Origin of the sequence: Brevibacterium permense (genome assembly GCF_025506275.1) — a bacterium.
In the GTDB taxonomy this organism is placed as follows: Bacteria; Actinomycetota; Actinomycetes; order Actinomycetales; family Brevibacteriaceae; genus Brevibacterium; species Brevibacterium permense_A.
Window position 1 is genome coordinate 70,004 of sequence record NZ_QYCP01000087.1, and the last position, 24,348, is coordinate 94,351.

General features: G+C 65.6%; 23 protein-coding genes. 12 read left to right on the top strand and 11 right to left on the bottom strand.

What is annotated here, in order from left to right; translation table 11 throughout:
- Positions 1–276 precede the first annotated feature (276 nt).
- Positions 277–1,800, top strand: a complete 1,524-nt coding sequence (adh, locus tag D3I60_RS09830) for an aldehyde dehydrogenase (RefSeq protein WP_262775992.1) — start codon at positions 277–279, stop codon at positions 1,798–1,800.
- Complete coding sequence (locus tag D3I60_RS09835) at positions 1,800–2,219, top strand: DUF779 domain-containing protein (protein WP_262775993.1); 420 nt, start codon at positions 1,800–1,802, stop codon at positions 2,217–2,219. Before adh ends, D3I60_RS09835 begins: the two co-directional genes overlap by 1 nt.
- Here the strand turns inward: D3I60_RS09835 and D3I60_RS09840 are convergent.
- The 6 genes from D3I60_RS09840 to D3I60_RS09865 are packed head-to-tail and all read right to left on the bottom strand — an operon-like array spanning position 2,166 to position 9,938.
- Positions 2,166–3,533 carry an alkylhydroperoxidase domain protein gene (locus tag D3I60_RS09840; RefSeq protein WP_262775994.1) on the bottom strand — a complete coding sequence of 456 codons (1,368 nt, stop codon included), beginning with the start codon at positions 3,531–3,533 and terminating at the stop codon, positions 2,166–2,168. The genes D3I60_RS09835 and D3I60_RS09840 overlap by 54 nt on opposite strands.
- 1 nt (position 3,534) lies before the next feature.
- The gene (locus D3I60_RS09845; protein WP_262775996.1) at positions 3,535–4,602 is read right to left on the bottom strand and encodes a putative FMN-dependent luciferase-like monooxygenase; all 1,068 of its coding nucleotides are present in this window, start codon (positions 4,600–4,602) and stop codon (positions 3,535–3,537) included.
- Between the two features lie 5 nt (positions 4,603–4,607).
- The gene (locus D3I60_RS09850) at positions 4,608–6,302 is read right to left on the bottom strand and encodes a dipeptide ABC transporter ATP-binding protein (protein WP_262775997.1); all 1,695 of its coding nucleotides are present in this window, start codon (positions 6,300–6,302) and stop codon (positions 4,608–4,610) included.
- Complete coding sequence (locus tag D3I60_RS09855) at positions 6,299–7,159, bottom strand: ABC transporter permease (RefSeq protein WP_262775998.1); 861 nt, start codon at positions 7,157–7,159, stop codon at positions 6,299–6,301. The genes D3I60_RS09850 and D3I60_RS09855 overlap by 4 nt, the downstream gene beginning before the upstream one ends.
- Complete coding sequence (locus tag D3I60_RS09860) at positions 7,156–8,235, bottom strand: ABC transporter permease (RefSeq protein WP_262776000.1); 1,080 nt, start codon at positions 8,233–8,235, stop codon at positions 7,156–7,158. The genes D3I60_RS09855 and D3I60_RS09860 overlap by 4 nt, the downstream gene beginning before the upstream one ends.
- Positions 8,232–9,938, bottom strand: a complete 1,707-nt coding sequence (locus tag D3I60_RS09865) for a TIGR04028 family ABC transporter substrate-binding protein (RefSeq protein WP_262776001.1) — start codon at positions 9,936–9,938, stop codon at positions 8,232–8,234. The genes D3I60_RS09860 and D3I60_RS09865 overlap by 4 nt, the downstream gene beginning before the upstream one ends.
- A 192-nt stretch (positions 9,939–10,130) precedes the next feature.
- On the opposite strand from D3I60_RS09865, the gene D3I60_RS09870 reads away from it, so the two are divergent.
- From D3I60_RS09870 to D3I60_RS09880, 3 genes are read left to right on the top strand one after another with little or no spacing between them, the layout of a single operon-like run.
- On the top strand, positions 10,131–10,832 hold the full coding sequence (locus D3I60_RS09870; protein ID WP_262776002.1) for a VOC family protein: 702 nt from the start codon (positions 10,131–10,133) through the stop codon (positions 10,830–10,832).
- Positions 10,820–11,488, top strand: coding sequence for a VOC family protein (locus D3I60_RS09875; RefSeq protein WP_262776003.1), 669 nt, complete (start codon positions 10,820–10,822; stop codon positions 11,486–11,488). Before D3I60_RS09870 ends, D3I60_RS09875 begins: the two co-directional genes overlap by 13 nt.
- Before the next feature lie 43 nt (positions 11,489–11,531).
- Entirely contained in the window at positions 11,532–12,317 is a 786-nt protein-coding gene (locus D3I60_RS09880) for a DUF3152 domain-containing protein (RefSeq protein ID WP_262776005.1), read from the top strand.
- Positions 12,318–12,405: 88 nt separating this feature from the next.
- On the opposite strand, the gene D3I60_RS09885 is transcribed toward D3I60_RS09880, so the two are convergent.
- Together D3I60_RS09885 and D3I60_RS09890 are read right to left on the bottom strand one after the other, a co-directional pair.
- Positions 12,406–14,154, bottom strand: a complete 1,749-nt coding sequence (locus D3I60_RS09885; RefSeq protein ID WP_262776006.1) for a DHA2 family efflux MFS transporter permease subunit — start codon at positions 14,152–14,154, stop codon at positions 12,406–12,408.
- Positions 14,151–14,801, bottom strand: a complete 651-nt coding sequence (locus D3I60_RS09890) for a TetR/AcrR family transcriptional regulator (protein ID WP_262776007.1) — start codon at positions 14,799–14,801, stop codon at positions 14,151–14,153. Before D3I60_RS09890 ends, D3I60_RS09885 begins: the two co-directional genes overlap by 4 nt.
- A gap of 176 nt (positions 14,802–14,977) precedes the next feature.
- Between D3I60_RS09890 and D3I60_RS09895 the strand changes: the two genes are divergently transcribed.
- Positions 14,978–17,527 carry an ATP-dependent Clp protease ATP-binding subunit gene (locus D3I60_RS09895; protein ID WP_262776009.1) on the top strand — a complete coding sequence of 850 codons (2,550 nt, stop codon included), beginning with the start codon at positions 14,978–14,980 and terminating at the stop codon, positions 17,525–17,527.
- Positions 17,528–17,656: 129 nt separating this feature from the next.
- On the opposite strand, the gene D3I60_RS09900 is transcribed toward D3I60_RS09895, so the two are convergent.
- Both D3I60_RS09900 and D3I60_RS09905 read right to left on the bottom strand, forming a co-directional pair.
- The gene (locus D3I60_RS09900; protein ID WP_262776010.1) at positions 17,657–18,469 is read right to left on the bottom strand and encodes a YidC/Oxa1 family membrane protein insertase; all 813 of its coding nucleotides are present in this window, start codon (positions 18,467–18,469) and stop codon (positions 17,657–17,659) included.
- Positions 18,470–18,603: 134 nt separating this feature from the next.
- Positions 18,604–18,909 carry a hypothetical protein gene (locus D3I60_RS09905; RefSeq protein WP_262776011.1) on the bottom strand — a complete coding sequence of 102 codons (306 nt, stop codon included), beginning with the start codon at positions 18,907–18,909 and terminating at the stop codon, positions 18,604–18,606.
- Positions 18,910–19,056: 147 nt separating this feature from the next.
- On the opposite strand from D3I60_RS09905, the gene D3I60_RS09910 reads away from it, so the two are divergent.
- From D3I60_RS09910 to D3I60_RS09930, 5 genes are all read left to right on the top strand, one after another.
- The gene (locus D3I60_RS09910; protein WP_262776012.1) at positions 19,057–19,701 is read left to right on the top strand and encodes a ClpP family protease; all 645 of its coding nucleotides are present in this window, start codon (positions 19,057–19,059) and stop codon (positions 19,699–19,701) included.
- Positions 19,698–20,279, top strand: coding sequence for a ClpP family protease (locus tag D3I60_RS09915; protein ID WP_262776013.1), 582 nt, complete (start codon positions 19,698–19,700; stop codon positions 20,277–20,279). The genes D3I60_RS09910 and D3I60_RS09915 overlap by 4 nt, the downstream gene beginning before the upstream one ends.
- A gap of 80 nt (positions 20,280–20,359) precedes the next feature.
- Entirely contained in the window at positions 20,360–21,667 is a 1,308-nt protein-coding gene (locus tag D3I60_RS09920; RefSeq protein WP_262776014.1) for a sensor histidine kinase, read from the top strand.
- Positions 21,664–22,338, top strand: a complete 675-nt coding sequence (locus D3I60_RS09925; RefSeq protein ID WP_262776015.1) for a response regulator transcription factor — start codon at positions 21,664–21,666, stop codon at positions 22,336–22,338. Before D3I60_RS09920 ends, D3I60_RS09925 begins: the two co-directional genes overlap by 4 nt.
- A gap of 119 nt (positions 22,339–22,457) precedes the next feature.
- The gene (locus tag D3I60_RS09930) at positions 22,458–22,739 is read left to right on the top strand and encodes an SHOCT domain-containing protein (RefSeq protein WP_262776017.1); all 282 of its coding nucleotides are present in this window, start codon (positions 22,458–22,460) and stop codon (positions 22,737–22,739) included.
- Here D3I60_RS09930 and D3I60_RS09935 read toward each other — a convergent pair.
- Positions 22,736–23,095, bottom strand: coding sequence for a helix-turn-helix domain-containing protein (locus D3I60_RS09935; RefSeq protein WP_262776018.1), 360 nt, complete (start codon positions 23,093–23,095; stop codon positions 22,736–22,738). The two genes, D3I60_RS09930 and D3I60_RS09935, sit on opposite strands and share 4 nt — an antisense overlap.
- Before the next feature lie 178 nt (positions 23,096–23,273).
- Here D3I60_RS09935 and D3I60_RS09940 point away from each other — a divergent pair, with 178 nt between their 5' ends.
- A complete protein-coding gene (locus tag D3I60_RS09940; protein ID WP_262776020.1) occupies positions 23,274–24,302 on the top strand; it encodes an iron-siderophore ABC transporter substrate-binding protein in 1,029 nt (342 codons plus the stop codon).
- Positions 24,303–24,348 lie beyond the last annotated feature (46 nt).

Below are 24,348 nucleotides of genomic sequence, written 5' to 3' on the forward strand. Positions count from 1 at the left end.
CGAAGGCGACCATCGTCCATTGCTTTGACGACATTCCGACCGAACGCCGAGGCGTCACTCGAATTCCTCCGGCGAAAAACTCTCGGCACTGACCAGAACGGCCCGTCATCCGGGGAGCCATACGCTCAACTTCACTTCGAAATCGTGCAGGCTATTGTCCGTATCCTCAGTCCAGCCTAAGGTGAGAGGACACGGACACGTCCGCGTCGCCCAGTCGATCACGACCCCGCTGAACACCCGAAGGCGCGAACGGACGGACGCACACGAAGGAGTGTCATGGCAGTCTACTCAGCACCCGGTACCGACGGCGCGCTTGTCACATTCAAACCGCGCTACGAGAACTTCATCGGAGGAGAGTGGGTGCCGCCGAAGGACGGCAACTACTTCGAGAACATCACCCCCGTCACCGGTCAGGTCTTCACCGAGATCCCCAGCTCCACCGCCGATGATGTCGAGACCGCACTCGATGCAGCATGGGCAGCGGCCCCGGCCTGGGGCAAGACCTCGGTCGCCGAACGGTCGAACATTCTGCTCAAGATCGCCGACCGCATCGAATCCAACCTCGAAATGCTCGCCGTCGCCGAAACCTGGGACAACGGCAAGGGAATCCGTGAACCGCTGGCAGCAGACCTCCCGTTGGCCGTCGACCATTTCCGCTACTTCGCTTCGGCCATCCGGGCGCAGGAAGGCGGCATCTCGCAGATCGACGACGACACCGTCGCCTACCACTTCCATGAGCCCCTCGGTGTGGTCGGACAGATCATTCCCTGGAACTTCCCCCTGCTCATGGCCACGTGGAAGCTCGCACCGGCGCTCGCCGCGGGCAACTGCGTCGTCCTCAAACCGGCCGAGCAGACCCCGGCTTCGATCCTCGTCCTCGCCGAACTCATCGGCGACCTGCTGCCTCCCGGCGTCCTCAACATCATCAACGGATTCGGCGTCGAAGCCGGCAAACCGCTGGCGTCGAACAAACGCATCCGCAAGATCGCCTTCACCGGTGAGACGACGACCGGCCGCCTGATCATGCAGTACGCCTCGCAGAACATCATCCCGGTGACTCTGGAGCTCGGCGGCAAGTCACCGAACATCTTCTTCGACGACGTCATGGCCGCCGACGACGGCTTCAGAGACAAGGCGCTCGAAGGCTTCGCGATGTTCGCTCTCAACCAGGGCGAGGTCTGCACCTGCCCGTCGCGTGCACTCGTCCAGGACTCGATCTTCGACGACTTCGTCGCCGCCGGCGTCGAACGCGTCCGCTCCATCAAACAGGGCAACCCGCTCGACACCGACACCCAAGTCGGCGCACAGGCCTCGAACGACCAGTTCGAGAAGATCATGTCCTATCTGAAGATCGGCAAGGATGAAGGCGCCGAGGTGCTCATCGGCGGCGACAGAGCCGAACTCGACGGTGACCTTGCCGGCGGCTTCTACATCCAGCCGACGATCTTCAAGGGCACGAACAAGATGCGCATCTTCCAGGAGGAGATCTTCGGACCCGTCGTGGCCCTGACCTCGTTCTCCGACTACGACGACGCGATCGCCACAGCCAATGACACGCTCTACGGCCTCGGTGCCGGCGTCTGGGCCCGCACCGGCAACACCGCCTACCGAGCCGGACGCGACATCCAAGCCGGCCGTGTCTGGGTGAACAACTACCACGCCTACCCGGCCCACGCCGCGTTCGGCGGATACAAGTCCTCGGGCATCGGACGTGAGAACCACAAGATGATGCTCGACCACTACCAGCAGATGAAGAACCTGCTGGTCAGCTACTCCGAAAATGCACAAGGATTCTTCTGATGAGTGAAACAGCCGAAACAGCCGCTCTCGAATCGACACCGACGATCGAGGGCGAAGAGAAGTCGCGGGTGGCGATGACTCAGGCCGCCATCGACCTGCTCGCCGGCCTCGTCGACAAACACGGACAGCTCATGTTCCACCAGTCCGGTGGCTGCTGTGACGGCTCGTCGCCCATGTGCTTCCCCGAAGGCGACTTCCTCACCTCGGAAGCCGATGTGCTGCTCGGCCACTTCGAACTGCCCATCGACGATGCCGAGAAGGCCGGACTGGACTTCTGGATGTCGACGGAGCAGTTCGAGTACTGGAAGCACACGCATCTGACGATCGATGTGGTGCCGGGCAGGGGGAGCGGCTTCAGCGTCGAATCACCGACGGGAAACCGCTTCATCATCCGCTCGACGCTCATGGACGTCGGCTGAGCTGGAGTATCCCGCCTGCTTCAGCACCTCGGGTTCGCCGAGGGAGAGCATCAGTCGGTTCGCCCAATTGAAGAAGGCGGCACAGCTGAGTGCGTCGATGATGTCGCCGTCGCCCAGACCCGCCGCACGCAGCTGCTCGACGTGTGCGACGCCGAACGCCTGCGGGGTCAGCGTCAGTGCCACCGAGGCATCGACGACGGCATCCCACACCTGATCACCGAGGTGGCTCTTCGTGCCGATTCCCTCGTCGAGGAGGCGCTGGACGACGTCCCGACGCCCGGATTCCTCGGTGGCCCGATCGGCGTGGACCGACGCACAGAACAGGCACCCGTTGAGCCGCGAGGCCGCGGTCGCAGCGAGTTCGCGTTCGGCCCGCCCGAGCCCGTCGGTGGTGTTGAAGAAGATGTCGAAGTCGGTCAGGGTCCGTGCCTTGAGTGCGGCAGGATCCCTCGCCAGCAGCCGGAAGTACGGATTCTTCGCCCGGCCCGCCTCGATGAGGGCATCCCGCTGTTCATCGCTGAGGTCCGCTTCGGCGACGGGCGCGATCCACGGCACCCAGCCGAGCCCGCCCTGCTGGAACAGTTCGGGACGGTGGAGATTCGGATACGTCTTCACCCGATCCTCGACGGCCCGCAGCGCTTCGTCCACCCTCGCCGAGGCGGAGCTGTCCTCGGCATCGTGTGAGGACGGGGCGGCGTCGGCCGGGGATTGAGTCGCGGAGGCCGCATCGGTGAGCGCGGCGAGTCCGGTGCTGATGCGGATCTGGAAGTTGAGGAACGACACGAGCTGAGCGAGAGTGACGATGCCGTCCTCGTCCCATCCCGCCTCGAGCAGAAGCGCGAGGTGACCCGGGCGGCTGTCGCGCGGATGGAGGACGAGAAGATGAGCGAATTCGAGTCCTGCCGTCAGCTTCTCACCGAGTCTCGCCGCCGTCGCATCGGCGGCAGCCAGCCACGGCCCGGGAACGTTCTCTTCGGCCAACGCCGCGGATTCGAAGATTCCGTAGGGACCAGCTGTGCCGGCTGGCGCAGTCGCCTCGTCGAGGAGTTCGGCGACCGCCCAGGACACGGACTCGTCTTCGTCACGCAGGAGATCACGGTAGAACTCCTCGGCCCGCGCGGAACCGAGCAGACCCGCGGTGAACGCGGCTACCGCATAACGGTCGCGGAAGCTCACGCTCTTCTGATCAGCGGGTTCGAGCAGAGCTTCGAAACTCAGCTGCGCGTTCTCCTTCGCCTGCGCCCGGTGGCCGCGCAGCTCATCGACAGGATCGTTCGCCGCGATTCCGGCGAGGAGGTTGATGATATCTGCCATCTCAGTGCACCTTCTCCTTGGCCACGGAGAACCCGAGGGCGGGTGCCACCTCGGTGGCCAGCAGTTCGATGGACCGCAGAGCGGTCTCATTCGTCGCCGGAACCGAGTGCACCTGGAAGCTGACGTCGGTGGCCCGATCGAGGACGCGGTCATGCTGCAGACGTTCGCTCACCTGCTCGGGCGTGCCGAGGTAGGTGTCGGTGGCGATGATGAGCTCATCGAGGCTCAGTCCGGAGGTGTCATAGCCGACGAGGCGGTCGGCCTCGGCCCTCAGCGCCGGTTCGGTGATCTCGCGCAGCCGGGGCAGATCCTCGGCGTCGGCGACCACGGCGGTGCGGGAGGCGAGGATACGCGGTTCGGCCCCCTCGGGCAGCTGGGAGAGATAGGTATCGATGACCGGCAGCTGCACCTCGTCGAGGCGTGCTGCCGGATTGTCCTGGGGACGCGGCTGAGTCCGCGAGAGCATGAGACCGTCACCGGCAGCGCCTGCCGCACCGGCTCCGCCGGCGGAGAACGTCGCCTGCCACAGTCGTCGCTCGAGGCTCGGACGGTGCCCGTCAGGGGCAGGGTAGAGACCGTGGTCGGTGGGCAGCCGGTCGCCTGAGAACAGTGTGCGCAGGGTCGCGAGGTTGTCGGCGAAGACCTCACGACGCTCATCGAAGCTCGTGCCGAAGGCGGGGAACGACTTCGGGTTCCCGCCCGAGCCCAGACCGATCTCGAGGCGACCGCCGGAGAGCTCGTCGAGGACGGCGGCGTCTTCGGCCACGCGCACGGCATTCTCCATCGGCAGGGTGATGATCGCGGTGCCCAGAGAGATTCGGGTGGTGCGGGCAGCGGCGTGGGAAAGGAAGACGAGTGGGGACGGCAGCCCGCCCTCTGCCGCGGAGAAGTGATGTTGGGCGACCCAGGCCGAATGGAAGCCGAAGTCCTCGGCCGCCTCGATCTGTTCGAGGGCGAAGCGATAGCGGTCTGCGGCGGGGGCGTCTTCGAGCAGGCGGGTGAAGAATCCGAGCTTCGGTCCGGTTACCTGAGTGTCGGTCGCCTGAGCGTCGGTGGGTTGCGGGGTCATGGTTCTCAGCTTTCTGCTGCTGCGGTGAGCAGGGTCGGGGTTGCCGGTCGATTGTTCGCAGGTGCTGCGGCGACCGACAGCGTCGCGGGACGGGGGATCGCCTCGAGCAGAGTGCGGGTATAGGCGGAGCGTGGGCGAGTGAAGATCTCTTCGGTCGCGCCGTCGTCGACGAGGTGTCCGTGGGACATCACGGACACCGTATCAGCGATTTGGCGGACGACGGCGAGATCATGGGTGATGAAGACGTAGGTCAGACCGAGCTCCCTCTGCAGCTCGTCGAGCAGTGTGAGGATCTGCGCCTGCACGGTCACGTCGAGAGCCGAGACAGCCTCGTCGAAGACGACGAGTTCGGGTTCGACGATGAGAGCGCGGGCGATCGCCACTCGCTGCAGCTGACCGCCGGAGAGTTCGGCGGGACGCCGACCGAGGAAGTCGGCAGGCAGCGCCACCCGGTCCATCGCTTCGGCAACGAGCCGCGGGCGGGAGGCGCGATCGCCGAGGCGGAAGTTGCGCAGAGGCTCCGTCAGGGTCGACCGGATCGAATGCTTGGGATCGAGAGCGGAGAACGGGTTCTGGTGGACGAGCTGCACGGTGCGCCGGAACTCCCGCAGCCGCTGCCGTGAGGGACGACCGCGTCCGAGCTCCGCAGCATCGAAGTCACCGATGCGCACATGCCCGGACTGCGGGGTGAGGAACCCGGTCAGCGCCTTGCCCGTGGTGGTCTTGCCCGAGCCGGACTCGCCGACGAGACCGTGCGTGGTCCCGCGCGCCACGGTGAAGTCCACACCCTCGATGCCGGTGATCCGATCATCCGTACGGTCGAAGACATGGGTGAGCGATTCGACGGAGACGAACGGGTCCGTGGACTCCCTGGTCGCCCCGGCGCGGGCAGTTCGCGCCTTTGTCTGCAGTGCGGGAGCATCGGCGATGAGGCGGGAGGTGTAATCGGTGGCCGGGTCGGAGAAGACCCGTCCGGCCGGCCCCGATTCGACGATGCGTCCGCCCTGCATGACCACGACCTCGTCGGCGCGTTCGCCGGCGACGGCGAGATCGTGGGTGATGAAGAGGATGCCCATCCCGGTCTCGGCGCGCAGTTCGTCGAGGAGGTCGAGGACCTGCTTCTGGACGGTGACGTCGAGGGCGGAGGTGGGTTCGTCGGCGATGAGCAGGCGCGGGCGCAGCGCGATGGCAGCGGCGATGAGCACACGCTGCCGCATTCCACCGGAGAGCTCATGCGGGAACTGGTCGGCCCGTTTCTCCGGCTGGTCGATGCCGACCCGGTCCAGCAGCTCGACGACCTGGGCGCGAGCCTCGGCGCGGCCCGCGCGACGGTGGATGCGCAGCGCCTCGGCGACGGACTTGCCGACCGTCTGCAGCGGATTGAGCGAGGACCCCGGATCCTGTGGGACGTAGCCGATCTGAGATCCGCGCACACCGCGCCAACCGGAGGTGCCCAGGCTGAGCAGATCAACCTCGCCGAGGCGGATCCGCCCGGCCGCGACCGTGGCCGAGGAGGGAAGGAGACCGATGACGGCGTTCGCCGTCGTCGATTTCCCCGAACCGGATTCCCCGACCACGGCGGTCATCGAACCGGGACGGACCGCGAGATCGAGCTCGCTCACGGCCGGTGCCGCGGAGCCGCCTCGGTGGGAGTAGTCGACGGACAGGCCGTCGATGCGCAGCAGTGAGGAGTCGGTCATGATGTCACCTTTCGCAGGGTGTTGCCGATCTGGTGGGTGGCGAGCACGATGGCCATGACCACGAGGCCTGGCAGCACTGTCAGCCACCAGGCGGTGGCGACGAAATTGCGGCCCTCGGCGATGATGAGCCCCCATTCCGGGGTGGGCGGCGGGGTGCCATAGCCGAGGAACCCGAGCGTGGAGATCTGGAGGATCGCCGAACCGACCTGCAGCACCGCCAGCGAGAGCACGGGAGAGATCGAATTCGGGAGGATATGGCGAGTGAGGACGGAGAAGAAGGTGCCGCCGGAACCGTAGGCCGAGGCCACGAAGTCGCTCGTATTGATCTGCACCGCCTGTGACCTGGCGAGACGCGCAAACTGGGCGATGGCGGTGACGCCGACGGCGATGGCCGCGTTGATCGTGCCGAAACCGAGGACCACGACGATCGAAAGGCTGAGCAGGATCGCGGGGATGGACAGCAGCACATCGATCAGGCGCATGAGCACATCGTCGACGAGCCCGCGCCGGGTGCCGGCGATGAGCCCGATCGTGGTGCCGACGATCAGCCCGACCCCGACGGCCACGAGCGCGGCCAACAGGGACTGGGAGGCGCCGTAGACGACTCGGGTGAAGGCATCCCTGCCGGTCTGGTCGGTGCCGAACCAATGCTCGAGACTCGGTGCCAGCAGGGCAGGGGTGTCTCCGCCGTCGTTGGGGTCGAAGTGGGTGAAGAGCTCGGGAGCCAGCGCCCAGGCGACGGCGATGAGCAGAACCAGAGCGGAGACGATGGTCGCCGGGGAGAGCGCGGCGCGTGCCCGGCCGCCGCGTGCGCGCCGGGTCTCGGTGCCCTGGCCGCGGGTGAAGACGATGCTCATGAGTTCTTCTCCTTCGTCTCGTCATCCCAGTCGAGGTCGACGCCGACGCTGGCAGCGGATGCCGTGAGAGCGCGACGTGTCGGTTCGTCGTGGCTGCGCAGGGCCCTGCCCGCCGAGGCGGAGCTGCGTTTCGTGCGCAGCCGGACGTCGATGACGGGGTAGAGGAGGTCGACTGCGAGGTTGATGATGACGTAGCCGAAGGTGGCGATGACCACGACGGCCAGCAGGATCGGATTGTCCCGGTGGGTGACTGCTTGGGCGGTGATGAGTCCGATGCCGTTGCGGCCGAACACGGTCTCGGTGACCACGGCGCCGGCGACGAGTTCGCCGAAGACGAGGCCGATGATCGTCAGCCCCGGCAGCACCGCATTGCGGGCGACGGTGTGGATGAGGATCCACAGTTCGGAGGCGCCCTTCGCAGTGGTGACCTTGACGAAGCCGGAAGCCTGCACCTCGGTGATGGAGCGGATGAGCACCTGGGCGATCGGGGCCGAGAGCGGAACCGCCACGGTCAGGGTCGGCAGCACGAGCGCCTCGGCGGGGCCGGGATCGACGACGGAGACGACGCCGAGCTGGAAGGAGAAGACCTGGATGAGCAGGATTCCGAGCCAGAACACCGGGATCGAGATGAAGAGACTGGGCACCGAGTCGAGGACCCGGCGCACCCGAGCCGTCGGCCCGGTGGACGGTCCGAAGGTGGCGAAGACGGCGATGATCACGGCGAGGACGAGGGCGGTGACGAACCCGGAGGCCGCGAGGACTGCGGTCGACGGCAGAGCCGCAGCGATGATCGTCGACACGGCCGCACCGGTCTGGACCGAATAGCCGAAGTCGCCGGTGAGGAACCCGGTGAGGCTGAGGACGTAACGCGACCACCAGGAGTCGTCGGCGCCGGTGGCCTCACGGATCTCAGCGATCTGGTCATTGGACAGACCCAGCGCCGGATCGGCGAAGCGGGCGGTGACGCCGTCGCCGGGGATGAGGCTGAGCAGGATGAACGCGGCGGTGAATGCGAGCAGCAGCACGAGGATCGCTTGGCCCAGGCGCAGGAAGAGGTAACGGGTGTCGAGGATCATTTCTCTCCTGCCAGCCAGGTGCTGTAGAAGTCGGGCCGTCCCACGGGTTCGGTGGCGAAGCCGTGGACGCGGCGGCGGAAGGCGAAGACCTGCGGCTCTTCGAAGAACGGCAGCACAAAGGCCTGGTCGACGAGGTAGTTCTGGACCGCCTCGGCGGCCTGCTGGCGCTTCTCCTGGCTCGGTTCGGACGCCAGAGTCTCGAGGAGTTCGTCGACCTTCGCATCGACCGAATCGTCGTCGGCGTCGAGGCGGCCGGCTCCGTTGAGGAAGACATCGCGGTTGACAGACGAGTAGTTCGAGCGCAGGTTGTCGAAGTCGGCGCGGGCGACCATGGAGTGGTAGATCTGCACGGTGTCGAGTTCGAGGGCGTCGAGGGTCTGCTTCGATTGGTCGCCGGGATTGATCGACAGACGCACGCCCACACGGCGCAGCTGCTGTTGGATGAGGGTCTGGACCTCGTTCGACCGCGGCTGCGGCAGAGCGATATTCACCGTCAGCGCCAACGGCTGCCCGTCTTTGACACGGTAGCCCTGCCCATTGCGCTCACTCCACCCGGCCTGATCGAGGAGGCGATTCGCCTTGTCCGGGTCGAAGTCCCACGACCCCGACTGGTCGACATACCCCATAGCGCCCTTGGCCAGGAGACCGGTGGCCAGCGGGTAGTTCGGGGTGAAGAGCTTGTCGACGATCTCCTGGCGATCGATGGCAGCGATGAGCGCTCGCCGGACGTCGATATCGGCAAGCAGGTCGTGGCGGAACCGGAAGTTGATGCTGTTGTTGATCCCGTTCGTCGCCTTCGCATAGAGGCGCAGCCCCTGCTCGGTCACACGGGACTCGTCCGGAGCCTGGACGTCGCGGACACCGTCTGCCTGTCCGGAGAGCACGGCTCCGATGCGCACGGAGTATTCGTTGTTGGTCAGATAGTCGATGCCGTCGAGGTGGGCTCGGCCCTGGTGATTCAGATGAGGGGGAGCCCAGTCGTAGTCTTCGCGGGCACGGACGGAGAGCTTCGTGCCGATGGTCTCGGCCGTGATGTGGAAGGGCCCGCAGGTGTGGATCTGCGTGGCTCCGCCCGGGCCGAAGCCTTCGGCGTCGAGGTCGAGAGTGGAATCGGCGAGCAGTCCTGCGTTCATCGTCGACGTCGCCTGCGCGAAACCGGGGGAGGGGGCGGAGAAGTGGAACCGAACCCGATGCTCGTCGAGGACTTCGCTGCGCTCGTAGTTCGAGATCTGCTCGGACACCGGCAGCGTGCGTGCTTCGTCGCCGAGACCGAACAGGTCGAAGTTCTTCGCCACATTCTCAGGTGTCAGCGGTGAACCGTCCGAATAGGTCACGCCTTCACGGATGGTGAATGTGTAGGTCGTGGCATCGGCGTTCGTCTCCGGCAGTTCGGTCGCCAACCACGGATAGAGCTCGAGTGTCTTCGGATCCTGCCACAGCAGGCGCGCGGAGATGTTGTTCATGATCCCGCCGTTGGGGTAGAAGCCGACCGACGGCGGGTAGAGCAGGGTCCAGGTCTGGGGTTCGAAGTAGGTGAGCACTCCGCCGCGGACGGGTTCGCCCTCTGCCAGCGAACCGGAATCGTGGGGTGTGCAGGCGCTGAGGGTGAGCAGAGCGCCGAAACCGAGACCGAGGCTGAGTACCGAACGGCGGTCGAGGCGGCGCTGAGTCAGACGTGCGGAGGCGGAGAGACGGTCCGTCATGGAAGAGGTCCTTCGGGCAAGTGGGATGGAACAGAGGGAGCCGAGTGTGATAGTTCAACAATATGCGGACATCGCAGGTGCCGTTGACGGCAGACAGGGGCGGTGTCCGGCATGGAGCCCGAAGTGGATGTGCATGCCATGAGTAAAGCGCATCCGTGCAATCGCCGTCAATCCGGGGCTTAATATTGAGACATGTTGAACAGTGCGGAATTCGATCATCTCGTCATCGCCGTCCCAGATCTGCAGAAATATGTTGAGCAATGTGAGATTCGCCTGGGGGTGGGCGCGGTCGACGGCGGTGCGCATCCGGGCTTGGGCACGGCCAACGCGCTGCTCGGACTCGAGCTCAGCGATGAACTCTCCGATTCGCTGGGACTCACACGTCAGAGCGGTCCGAAACCGCTGACGTACCTCGAGATCCTCGGTCCCGACCCCGAGCAGGACCCGGCGCTGGCGGCCACGCGGTTGGCCGGGGTCACCGCACCGACCGTGCAGAGGTGGGCGATCCGTCCGGACGATTTCGACGGCCTCGTCACGGCCGCTGCGCGGTCACGGGAACCGCGCGTCCGCCTCGGCGAGGTCCATGACATGACCCGCCTCAGACCGGACGGAGCCGTTCTCGACTGGCGCCTGACCAGGCGCACCCCGCTGCCGTGGTCGGGGATACAGCCGTTCCTCATCGACTGGAAGGACTCCGAGCATCCCGCGATGCAGGAGATGCCGTCGGTTCGGCTCGAGCGCCTGTGGGGCACGAGCGACGACCCGGATGCGGTTGGTTCGGTCCTCGACTTCTTCGGCATCGGACTCGACATCATTGCCCTCGACGTCGAAGAAGGGGAGACTGAGGGCCTACACGCTCATCTGAAAGGTCCGGGTGGATCATGGACTCTCTGAACACCATTCCCGCACAGCTCGACCACCTCATCATCACGGTGCCCGACCTCGGCGCCGGGGTCGCCGCCGTGGAAGAGGCCACCGGGCTGCGCGCGGTTCCCGGCGGTTCGCACCCGGGGCGAGGGACCGCGAACTATCTGCTCGGACTCGCCCCGACAGGTTGGCCGGAGGGAGCCCGCACCTACCTCGAGATCCTCGGCCCGGACCCGCGGCAGGAGCCGCCCGCCGACGGCACCCTGCCGCTCGACGCTCATCTGGCCGCCGAGCCGACCCTGCAGACCTGGGCCATCCATCCGCCGGCGTTCCTCGCGAAGATCGCGGCCGCGAACACCGCGGGCATCGACTTCGGCGAGGTCCAGGACATGGCTCGGGACACCGCCGAGGGCGACCGCCTCGAATGGCGACTGACCACCCGATCTCCATTGCCGCATGATGGTGCGCAGCCGTTTCTCATCGACTGGGGCGAATCCGTCCATCCCGCCGAGGCGGCCCTGCCCGCCCTCGAACTGCTCGATTTCCGTGTGGAATCGCCGGAGCCCGAGGCGGCGCGGCAGGTGCTCGAGGTGGTCGGGGCCGGTGACACCGTGGTGGTCGAGGGGCCGGACTGTCGTCTGCGTGCGAGGTTGCGCGGGCCCGGCGGCGTGCTCGAGTTCTGAGCTTGCACCCGTTTGAGGCGACCTTGCGACTAGACTCACAGGCGTGCTCAGTCGAACCCGTCTCGTCTCCCGTCCACGCCTCCGCACCCTGACCTCGCTTGTCGCTGTCTCGCTGGTCGTCGGACTGAGCGCCTGCGCGCCCGCCGCTGACGAAGAGACGCGGCCGACTCCGAAAGCGGCCGAAACGCAGGCCGCTTCGCCGGACCCGAGCGGCTCAGCTAGCGCCGAGCCGAGTGAGTCGCCCACGCCCACCGAGACCGCAGGCGTGGAAGACGCGGGAGCGGCCGGAGTCAGCGAAGACGACATCGACGATCATGGCAGCGGAAGATGGGACCGGCCGAAAGAGGAGACCGGACCCAACCGCGACGAGGGCAAGACGTTCAAGGTGGCCCTGCGCGTCGAAGACAACCTGCCCATCGACGTCGATGAGGCCGGAGACTTCATCATCAAGACCCTCCAGGACGAGCGCGGCTGGCAGGACATGGACGACGTCTCCATCGAGCTCGTCGATGAAGGTCAGGACGCGATGATCTCCATCGCCAGCCCCGATACCGTCGACGAGATGTGCCTGCCGCTGCGGACCCTGGGCAAACTCTCGTGTCGCAACGGTCCCAACGTCATTCTCAACGCCAAGCGCTGGGTCTCCGCCACGGAGGAGTTCGACGATATCGTCCAGTACCGGCAGTACCTCATCAACCACGAGGTCGGTCACGCTCTCGGCCACGGCCACGAATCCTGCCCCGGACCAGGGAAGACCGCACCGCTCATGCAGCAGCAGACGAAGGGCCTGCAGGGGTGTGAGCCGAACGGATGGCCCTCGAAAGGCTAGTTCCGCGGCAGTCGCGGACAGACTCCGGCCGATACAGCGCAGGCCCCGCAATTGCGGGGCCTGCGCTGTCATTGCGAGGACGTGCGTATCAGTGCTTGGGTGAGCGGGGCCGCAGAGAGTAGTCTCCGGCACCCTGCGTGGCCTTCTCGTGCTCGATCTCATCGCTGACGGAGCTCGTGCCAGATGGGGTCAGCGAGCCAGGCTGTTCGATGACAGCGATGCTGTCGGTCGCGACGACCTCACGCTGATGGTCCGTCGGGGCGCCCGCATCGATCTTCGTGGCCAGAGCCTTCTCTCGAACGAACATGAGGATGACTGCCGCGATGATTCCCAGCGGGCAGACCCACAGGAAGATCGGCACCAGCGCATCGCTGTACGCATTGACGATGATCGAGTGGATCGGATCGGGCAGCGACTTGACCACTTCGGGGGTCAGTGAGTTCGACCCCGTGCCCTTCATCGCCTGGGCGCCCTGGGGTCCCAGGGACTTGATGCCGTCCTCGAGGTTCGACGCCAGCCGCGAGGTGAAGAGCGAACCGATCAGCGACATGCCCAGCGTGCCGCCGATCTGCCGGAAGAAGTTGTTCGACGCCGTCGCCGTGCCGACCATCGCCACCGGGAACGAGTTCTGGACGATGAGCACGAGCATCTGCATCGACAGTCCCAGGCCGAGGCCCAGCACACACAGGCAGCCGATGACGACGAGAACGTTCTGATCGGCCGTGACGAAGGTCCCCATGAGGAAGAGGGCGACGCCGACGATCGCGCTGCCGAGCACCGGGTACCACTTGTACCGTCCCGTCTTCGAGACGACGAAGCCGATGATGACCGAGCTCGGCAGCATCACGGCCATCATGGGCACCATGAGGAGCCCGGCCTTCGTCGCTTCGATCCCGTGGGCCATCTGCAGGAACGTGGGCATGTACGAAAGGACGCCGAACATGCCGATGGCGATGCACATGCCGGCGATCGTGCAGAGGACGAAGTTCGTGTCCTTGAACACGAACATCGGGATGACGGGTTCGGGCACAGCCTGTTCGACGAAGACGAAGACGACGGCGCTGATGACGGCGATGGCGATGAGACCGATGATGATCGGATCGTCCCAGTCGTACTGATGCCCGCCCCACGAAGTCGTGAGGATGAGTGCCGAGGTGAATTCGGCGATGAGGATCATTCCCGCGACATCGACATGGCGTTTGACCGACCGATCCGACTTGGGGACCTTGAGGAAGAGGATGGCGGCGATGAGCGCGAGCACGCCGAACGGGAGATTGAGAGCGAATGTCCAGCGCCAGCCCGGGCCCTCGGTGATCCAGCCTCCGATCAGCGGTCCCGCCACCGAGGTGACCGCGAAGTTCGCCCCCATGATGCCCATATACGGGCCGCGTTTGCGCGCCGGCACAACCGCGGCGATGAGAGCCTGCGAGAGGATGATGAGACCGCCGCCGCCGAGGCCCTGAATGACGCGTGCGGTGATGAGGACGGCCATGTTATGGGCCAGGAAGCCGACGATGGAACCGAGGATGAACATGCAGATGGCGAAGATGAAGATCTTCTTCCGATTGAACGAATCGCCCAACTTGCCGTAGATCGGCATCATGATCGTCGAGGCCAACATGAACGCCGTCGAGACCCACAGCATCTGGTCGACGCCATTGAGGTCACCGACGATGGTCGGCAGGGCCGTGGCCAGCATGGTCTGATTGAGCGAGAACATGAACATTGCCAGCATCAGGCCGGTGAACAGTAGGATCACCGATGAGGTCTCGATCTCCGGCTCCTCTTCGGCGCTGAGCTGCTTCTCGGCAGCGGGCTCGGTGGCGGTAGTGGTCATTTCAGCCTTTCTAAGAGGGTCAGGAACAGTTCGATCGAGGAGGTGAACGCCTGGTCCGCCCGTTCGTCGTCCAATTCGTGTGCGGTGTCGAATCGCGCGGAGGTGAAAGCATGCTCGAGCGGGATGCTGCACAGCTGCGCGAGCATCCGCGTGGCCCGTGCGGCGGTGTCGTCATCGGCAAAGGTGATTCCGCGACGTTCGATCCGCCGGCGGATGCCGGTGATGATCTGCTCGGAGTAGTGCCGCTTCGTCTCCTTGCTGAGCATGCCGAGGTGCGGATGCCGAGCCTGGATCGCGCGCAGCTTCTGCTTGTTCGCCGACCGCGGCAGCAGGAATTCGAACGCGGCGCGGATGGTGAAGGAGAGATCCTCCACCAGACGTTCGCGCCGGGGCTCGAAGTCCTCGATGAATCGCTGCAGAGCGGCGGCGATATCGTCAGAGGTCGTCAGTCCGACGATCGCCATCTCCTTGGTGGGGAAATAGTTGAAGAACGTGCGCGTCGAGACCTCCGCAGCTTCCGCGATCCGAGCCACAGTCACCTCGTCGAGCCCCTGATCGAAGACGAGATCGACGGCCGCGGCGTGGATGGACGCGCGGCGCTCACGGGTCTGACGCTCGCGCAGGGATTCGGTCGGTTCGGAACTCACCAGAAAATTATGCACCTCTTGCAAATTTGCACCAAATGCAGAAATGCATTCAATGCATTTCTCGACGGTGATGTTGTTCACACTCCGTCGTCGGGCGGGCGACCGCTGGGAATATATGTCCGCATGCACCTGTTGATTGAGTCGTATACGCTCAACTTTGAAAGAGGAGGTCAGCTTTGGCCACATTCTTCGGACCCGCAGGCTCGGGCGGAGACTCGTTCGACGAGTTCCTCGCTCGTTTCCTTCAGGGACAGACCGGAGCCCGTCGAGGCCGTTCCGTCGACATCAACCGACTGCTGAGCAAGCGCAGCCACGAGGTCATCGAAGCGGCCGCGGAGTTCGCAGGACGACACGGTCAGTCCGAGGTCGACGCGCTCCATATCCTGCGCACTATGGTCGATTCCGAACCCGGAATCTCCGCCGTGCGCCAGGCCGGCGCCGATCCCGAGGCCATCGCCCATGCGATCGAAGAGCGCCTTCCGGCCAGCACCGACACCGAGGCGGATTCCACGCCCACACTGACCGGTTCGGCCCAGCGCGCCCTGCTCGACGCCTACCAGGTGGCGCGAGCCTTCGGGTCGACCTACATCGATCCCGAACACATGTTCTTCGCCTTCGTGCTCAACCAGGAGATGCCCGCCGGTCGGATCCTCGCACAGGCAGGCGTCACCCAGGCTGCACTGCAGGCCGGTGCCGAGGCGGCCGAAGCCGCAGGCATGCACCCCGGCCAGGAGGCCGAAGGCGAGGGCGGTCAGGAATCCGTGTTGGAGAAGTTCGGCACGGACCTCACCGAGCTCGCAGCCGCTGGCAAACTCGATCCCGTCATCGGCCGCTCGCAGGAAATTGAGCAGACGATCGAGATCCTCGCCCGCCGGACGAAGAACAACCCGGTTCTCCTCGGCGAGGCCGGTGTCGGCAAGACCGCGGTCGCCGAGGGACTCGCCCAGGCCATTCACTCCGGAGAGGTGCCCAAGCAGCTGCAGGGCAAGCGCATCATCGCGCTCGATATGCCCGGAATGCTCGCCGGCACCCGCTACCGGGGTGACTTCGAAGAGCGCCTGACAGGAGCTCTCAACGAGATCGCCGATGACGGAGACATGATCGTCTTCGTCGATGAACTCCACACCCTCGTCGGTGCCGGCGGCAACGGCGAAGCGAACTCTATGGACGCCGGCAACATCCTCAAACCGCGCCTGGCCCGCGGCGATCTGCACATGATCGGCGCGACCACGCTCAAGGAGTACCGCACCATCGAGAAGGATTCGGCTCTCGAGCGTCGCTTCCAGCCGGTGACCGTGGGTGAGCCGAGCGTCGAGGACGCGGTGACGATCATCGACGGGCTGAAGGACCGCTATGCGGAGTTCCACGAGGTCACCTACACCGCCGAGGCGGTCCGCGCGGCCGTTGAGCTGTCGAACCGCTACATCACCGACCGCTTCCTGCCGGACAAGGCCATCGACCTCATCGACCAGGCCGGAGCCCGGATGTCGCTCAGGCGCGGACCCGCGGTCGATATCGACGCGCTCAAGCTCAATCTCTCCGAACTCGAAGCGGAGAAGAAGTCCGCTATCGAGGTGGAGGACTACGAGCGTGCCGGCCGTGTCCGCGATGAGATCAACGAGGTGACCGCCCGGATCGAATCCGCCGAGAATCCGGACGCAGAGGCTGCGAAGACCGTTGCCGCCGAGGCAGTCATCGGTGAACAGGAGATCGCGCATGTGGTCTCCCGGGCCACCGGAATCCCGGCAGCACGGATGACGCAGAGCCAGAAGGCACGACTGGCGAATATGGAAGAGGTCCTCCAAGACCGCGTGGTCGGACAGGACGAAGCCGTGACCGCCGTGTCGCGCGCGATCCGCCGCAGCCAGACCGGTATGGCCGATCCCAATCGTCCCATCGGCAGCTTCCTCTTCCTCGGTCCCACCGGTGTCGGCAAGACTGAGCTGGCGAAGGCTCTGGCGCACACTCTGTTCGACGACGAGTCGGCCATGATCCGCTTCGATATGAGCGAGTTCGGCGAACGCCACACGGTGTCCCGCCTCGTCGGTGCTCCTCCCGGCTACGTCGGCTACGACGAGGCGGGGCAGCTGACGGAGAAGGTCCGCCGTCGCCCGTATTCGGTCATCCTCCTCGACGAGGTCGAGAAGGCCCACCCGGATGCGTTCAACCTGCTGCTGCAGGTCCTCGACGACGGACGGCTCACCGACGGCCAGGGCCGCACTGTCGACTTCCGCAACACCGTGGTCATCATGACCTCGAACCTCGGTTCCGAGTTCATGTCCGGCACTCCGCTGGGCTTCGCCTCCGGTGCTGCGGGAGACGCGGAGAAGGATCTCAAGGCCAAGGTCATGGGTCGTCTCAAGGAGTTCATGCGGCCGGAGTTCATCAACCGCATCGATGACACCGTGATGTTCTCGCGGCTCGATCGCGAGCAGCTGCGGTCGATCGTCGATCACCAGCTGGCCGCGTCGAAGCAGCGCCTCGAAGCCCAGGGCATCGCCCTCGACGTCTCCGCAGAGGCTCTCGACTGGCTGGCCGATGAAGGATATGAACCCGAGTTCGGCGCCCGTCCGCTGCGTCGCACGATCCAGCGCGAGCTCGACGACCGCATCGCCGATCTCCTCGTCACCGAGGCGGTCGATGAGGGCGGCACCGTGCGTGCCACCGTCGTCGACGGCGCACTCAAGGTCGTGGCCGGCACCCGCCCGGAGCCGATCATCGCCTGATCACCGAGGCGGCCCTGCACCGGCCGTCGCTTCTGAGTGACGCATTCGAACCGGAATGAGCCCGGGACGAAAGATTCCGTTCTTTCGTCCCGGGCTCTGTCGTTGCTGCGGGCAGCGTCGCGTCCCGGTTCAGCCGCGGGTGGCAGAGGACTGTTCGGTCCGGGGATCGTTCGCGCCGAGGAGGCGGTTGAGGATGAGTCGTTCGCCGAGCGTCCACGTGGTCGTCGTCGCCAGATAGAGCGCAGCGGCCAAGGGGACGAAGAGCGCGAAGATCGCCGTGAGGAAGGGCATGAAGCTCAGGGTCTTCATCACTCCTGACAGATCCGGCATCGCCGGAGCATCTGCCCCGTTCTTCGCCGGGGGAGCGGTCGGAGTCTCGGGTGTGGCCGGGGCGAGCAGGTGTCGGGAGAATCCCGCGACGACGGCGATGAGGACGACGAGGACGAGGTAGACCGTGATCGCGGTGCCGGTCAGATCGCCGGCGCCGAGCAGTCTGACGAAGCTCGTGCCCAGCGGCAGGCCGAAGAGCGTATGCCCGAGCAGCTCATTGGCGTGTCCGTCGATCGTCGCATTGATGAAGAGACCGTAGACGGCCATGAGCACGGGCATCTGCGCGAGCACCGGAAGGCACCCGGCGAAAGGAGAGGCGTTCTCCTCCTTGTACAGCTCCATGAGCTTCTGCTGCATGAGCTCGGGCTTGTCTTTGTGCTTCTTCTGCAGCTCGCTGATCTTCGGGGCCAGCCGTTTCCGAGTGATGCCGGCCCTGACCTGGGACACCCCGACGGGGATGAGCACGGCGCGGACCAGGACGGTGAGTACGATGACGGCCAGGGCGGCGCTGAAGCCGCCGGCGAGTGGTTCGAGAATGTCGCTGATCCCCGTGACCACCGTGTAGGCGGCCTCGACGAGCAGACGGATGGGCAGGAATTCGTAGATGTTCACAGGTGAGTGTCCTTCGGACAGAGCGCACTGAGGCGCAGTTGAATGGGCCGTTGCAGGCCATCACCGTGACGACTGATGACAATTGCCCGCGCCGAGGCGGGGAGGAGCTCCGTACGGAACGTGATCGAGGTCGTTCAGGCGATGGCGTGAACGACGCGCGATGGGGCTCTGGGCAGAGCCGTACCCGGAGTGCCGGGCTCCTCCGGCATGCGGAATTCGCGGATGCTTCGGCGCGTATCCGGCAGAGACGGCGGGCGTGCTGACAGCGAAAGCACACGCAGCAGTGCCATGCTCGCCCATGCGGCGATCGGCGTCAGCAGGGCCGCCCCGAGGAGAGCCAGGACGATGAGATGAGTGGGGGACTGGGGAACGACCGAATCGAGGTCGGAAGAGAGCACGACGATGAGCAGCTGCAGAGTCAGCCACATATTCGCCATCATCTCGCCCCCCTAACCAGTGCGTCGATGCTAGCACGCGGGCCTGTACGGGCCGTTCAGAGAAACGGAGTCGGTCTGCTCACAGCGGCAGAGGTCTGCGCCGAGCGGATCAGGGTTCCCCACGTCCACCGGCACTGCCAGTGTGGACGCATGTTCACTCTCAACTCTTCGCGCCACAGCCGACCGCCGCTGTTCTCCGACTCTGACGAAGCCGCAGCAGCCACCGCGATCCCCGAATCCCAGCGCATCCTCTACGCCTACCGGTCCGTCGTCTTCAACGGCGAGCTGCGCGACGAGAACGGAATGGAGATCATCTCCCGACTCATCCTCCTCTCCGCCGAGGATCCGCGCTCCGATATCCACCTGTGGATCAACTCTCCCGGCGGATCCGTGCCGATGATGCACGCGATCGCCGACACCATCGCCGCCCTGCCCAATGATGTGGTCACGATCGCCTTCGGGTGGGCCGCCTCGGCGGGACAGTTCGTCCTCAGCATGGGAACGCCCGGACGACGTCTCGCCCTGCCCCACGCTCGCATCCTCCTCCACCAGGGATCGAGCGGGATCGGCGGAGCCGCCGCCGACATCGAACTCCAGGGCGACGACCTCCGATCGGTCAGAGACACCGTCCTGCACCGGATCGCCGAGGCGACCGGAAAGACCTACGACCGCATCTTCGAAGACTCCCTGCGTGATCGGTGGTTCACCGCCGAGGAAGCAATCGAGTATGGACTCATCGATCGGGTCATCGATTCTCCGGCAGATCTGCACGTTCAGATCGGAGGAGGGCGATGAGTCAGTACACGATCCCCAATGTCGTCGACCGAACCGGTGGCAGCGAGAAGATCGTCGACGTCTACTCGCATCTTCTCGGCAACCGCATCGTCTACCTCGGCGTGCCCATCGACGATGGTGTGGCGAATACGATCATCGCACAGCTGCTCCACCTCGAATCGAGCAGCCGGGACCTGCCGATCAGCATGTACATCAATTCCCCGGGCGGCTCCCTGACCGCGATGACGGCGATCTTCGACGCGATGCACCACATCGGCGCACCCGTGGCCACCACCTGCGTCGGGCAGGCGGTCGCCGATGCGGCCGTGCTCCTGGCCGCCGGAGAACCCAGCCAGCGGGCCATGCTCGCACACGCCCGCGCCGTCCTGCGACAACCGCACGCCGAAGGTGCCCGGGGCACGATCCCCGACCTCATCGTCGCCGCCGACGAGATCGTCCGGCAGCGTCGAGATGTCGAAGAGATGCTCGCCGACAGCACCGGCCGGACGCCGGAGCAGATCCACCGTGACTTCGATCGGGACCTCGTCCTCGACGCGAAGGCGGCACGGGATTTCGGACTCGTCGACGTCATCCTCTGACCGCGTACTCTCACCGCGGTGGGCGGAGATACTCCCCGAGGATGACGACGGGGTCCGGACCGGGTCGCTACGATCGGAGAATGAGACCGGACCGCTCCGCACCCGCGGAAGGAACTCCGCCGCGCGCACGCAGGAGAGTCGTCCTGCTCACCGTCGCCGCAGCGGTGCTGCAGCTGCCGTTCGCCATCGTCCTCGCCGTGCAGACCGAGACGTCTGCGGCCGCGATGATCATCCGTATCGGCACCGCGGTCCTCTCACCGGCGATCTTCCTCTTCGCAACGCGGCGGCCCGGACCCCGCGTGGCCGTACTGGCAGGGCTCGTCCTCCTCGATGTCCTCGTGTGGGCGGCGGCGACTCCCGATCCGGGCCCCAGCGGATTCGGCATGGGACCAGGTGCGTGGAGCAGCCGCGGTCCCTGGTCGCCCGCGGAGGCCGGGCCCGGGACGACGCCGTTCTATGCCGCCTTCCTCTTCGCCGTCGTCGCCGCGATCGTCCGTGGAAATGCATTCTGGGCGATCGCCTCGGCGGCGGGAGTCTGGGCGGGCTGCCTGCTGCTGGGTCCCCTGCTGGGAATCGGCTGGTCGGTGGGGCGGGTGGTCTCGGCGACGATGGGACTCGCCATCGCCGTGGGCATCGGCGCATTCGTCCGCCGGCGCGGCGAGCTCCGTCGCCAGGAGGCAGCCCGACAGAACGCCCGCCACGCCGAGGTCGTCCAGGCCGAACGACTGCGCATCGCCCGGGATCTGCATGACGTCCTCGGACATGCTCTGTCCCAGATCAACGTCCAAGCCGGAGTCGGCGAACACCTCATCGACCGCGATCCGGAACAGGCGCGGTCCGCACTCGCGGCCATCAGAGAACTCAGCCGCACAGGGCTCAACGAAGTGCGCACCGTGCTGCACACGATGCGCTCCCACACCGGTGCCGCGGAAGCCTCAGGACCGGCGCCCTTGGCTCCGGTCCTCGGGCTCGACGCCGTTCCGGCGCTGGTCTCCCGCCTCGTCGGCTCCACTGACATCAGGGTGGACGACCGGCGGGCCACCGACGCCGAGGGAGTGAGAGAGACACCCGGCCAGTCAACGGACGCAGCCGCCTATCGGATCATCCAGGAAGCACTGACGAACGTGCTCAGACATGCCGGCGCCGGCAGCGCACGAGTCGTCATCGCACGGAACTCGGACCGGCTGCAGGTGAGCATCAGCGATGATGGGACAGGACTCCCAGCCGGAGTCGAGGGGACGGGAATCATGGGCATGCGCGAGCGGGCGAAGCTGTTGAAAGGGTCACTCACCCTGACCTCGAAGGGTCGGCAGGGCACCACTGTCGACGTCGACCTCCCCTGGAACGCCGACCCCATAATGACACCGGACGAGGAACCGCACCGATGACACCGATCCGAGTCGCCATCGCCGATGACCATCAGCTCGTGCGCGCCGGCTTCGCCTCACTGCTCGATTCCGAAGACGATATCGAGGTCACGATCCAAGCCTCCGGCGGGCACGCCCTGCTCGAAGCACTGCGGACAGCACCCGCCGACGTCGTCCTCATGGATATCCGCATGCCCGAGGGAGACGGTCTGTGGGCGACGGAGGAGATCGCCGCCGATCCGCGGCTCGATGCCGTCCGGGTGGTGCTCGTGACGACCTTCGGACTCGACGAATACATCGTCCGCGCCGTGCGCGCCGGGGCGAGCGGCTTCTTGCTGAAGGACACCGACCCGACCGACCTCATCCGCGCCGTGCGCGTCGTGGCCGACGGTGAGGCCCTGCTCTCGCCCGAAGTCACGAAATACCTGCTCTCCCGCATGTCCTTGGGGCTGAAGGCAGAACCCGACTCCGGGCTCGACGTTCTCACCGACCGCGAACGCGAAGTTCTCGCGCTCGTCGGCCGCGGTCAGTCGAACGATGAGATCGCCGAATCGCTCGTGCTCTCCCCGCTGACCGCGAAGACCCATGTCTCGCGCATCATGACGAAGGTTGGGGCCAGAGACCGCGTCCACCTCGTCGTCCTCGCCTACGAATCGGGTCTGGTCTCGCCCGGTTGGCTGAACGAGCACTGAGTTCTGCTCCGTGCGGAGCAGCACAGGTGACTCCCGTCGGCGGATTCGCAGCGACCGGCTTGCGGTGTGTCATTGATGTCAGGTCCACGAACGGCGTGGACACCCGCCAAGGAGGCATCATGCACATGGAACACGGACCGCTGGCCTGGCCGTTCTTCTTCCTCATTCCGATCTTCTGGGTCCTCGTCATCGGACTCATCGTCACCCTCATCGTGACCCTCAACCGTCGCCGGTGGCGGCAGGCCGGGGGACCGCCCTGGGCGGCTGCGGCACGAGAGGGAACGAAGAGCGCCGAGGCGACTCTGGCCCAGCGCTTCGCCCAGGGGGACATCGAGGAGGCCGAATACCGTGCCCGACTGGAGGTGCTGCGGGCGAACCGGCTTGAGGCCGGGAACGGCTAGGCTGCGAGAGCGAGTCGTACCTGGCCCGCTGCAGGCGGAGCAGGTGCGGCTCGCGTCATATCGGTCGCCGACAGCAGCGCGGTCGCAGGGACCCCGGAAGTCAGGCCGAAGGCCGCGAGGACGAGGATCTGCGGCAGCTGGAGCCCGAGCACCTCGGCCACGGCCTCGATGACCTCGGACGACGGGTCCTTGAGCCCGCGTTCGATCTCGGAGAGGAACTGGGTCGAGACCCCGGACCGGTGGGAGACCTGAGCCAGTGTGAGACCCAAATCGGTGCGGCGCAGTCGGAGAGCGCGGCCAAGCGCCTCACGCCACAGCGGCGGCGGGGTCGGGCTGTGCAGGAGCATGTCGGTCATGGGGTGAGCCTACGGTCGGTAAGGCCGCCTCGGCGAGGGTTTCTGCTGTCAGCAGATGAGGATGGCTGACGTGAAGTGGCTCACAGGTATTGCGGAAACGGCGGTAGGTTAAGTTAGGCTGGCCTACGTTAATGTCGAGGGGCCGCATCAGGCTCCGACCACTGTCGAAAGGACAGGAATGTCAGTTCCTCACAGCCGCCGGGCCGTCATCGCCGGAGCGCTCGTCGCGCTCTCGCTCACCGCCACCGCCTGCGGGCAGGGATCGCAGGCCGCGGAGGAATCCGGGTCCGCGAATTTCGAGACCGTGACGATCAAGCACGCACTCGGCGAAGCGGTCATCGAATCCGAGCCCGAACGCGTCGTCACCCTCGGCCAGGGATCGACGGAAACTGCGATCGCTTTGGGCAAGACGCCGGTCGGCATGGAGGAATATGCCTGGGGATCGGATGACACCGGCTACATGCCGTGGATCTACGAGGCCGTGAAGGACAAGGGTGAGAAGCTGCCCGAACAGTTCCAGGGCGATACGGAACTCGACGTCGAGGCCATCGCCGAACTCGAACCAGATGTCATCCTCGCTCCTTGGTCGGGAATCACTGCCGAGCAGTACAAACAGCTCGATGCCATCGCCCCGACCGTGGCGTACCCGAAGCAGCCGTGGACGATCAAGTGGGATGAGCAGATCACGACGATCGGCAAGGCGCTCGGTCAGGAAGAGGAATCAGAAGGCCTCATCGACGACATCAAGACGCAGCTGAAAGAGGCGAAGCGGGAGGAATACAAGGACCTCACATTCTCCTTCATCTACAACTCGGGTCCCGGCACCCTCGGCGTCTTCTACCCCAACGAGCAGCGGGTGGCGATGGTCTCGGCGCTCGGGCTGACCCCGGATCCGATCATCGACGAGCTGAAGAAGGACTACGACGAACCGGGAACGGATTCAGCGCTCATCGGTCTGGAGAACGCGGACAAGCTCAACGATTCGGACCTCATCTTCACCTTCTACTCCGATGAGAAGAACAGGAAAGAGATCGAATCGCAGGGACTGTATGCGAATATTCCGGCGATCAAAGCCGGGGCCGTCGTGGCTCCGGAAGATCAGCCCTTCGTCACCGGATCCTCGATCATCAACCCACTCACCGTCCCCTGGACGCTCGAGCGCTATGTGCCGATGATCGACAAAGCGGTGAAGAAGCTCGACAAGTAAGTCGTCGGCGAGGAGCCTGCCGCATCAGTCAGGCAAGCAAGCTGGG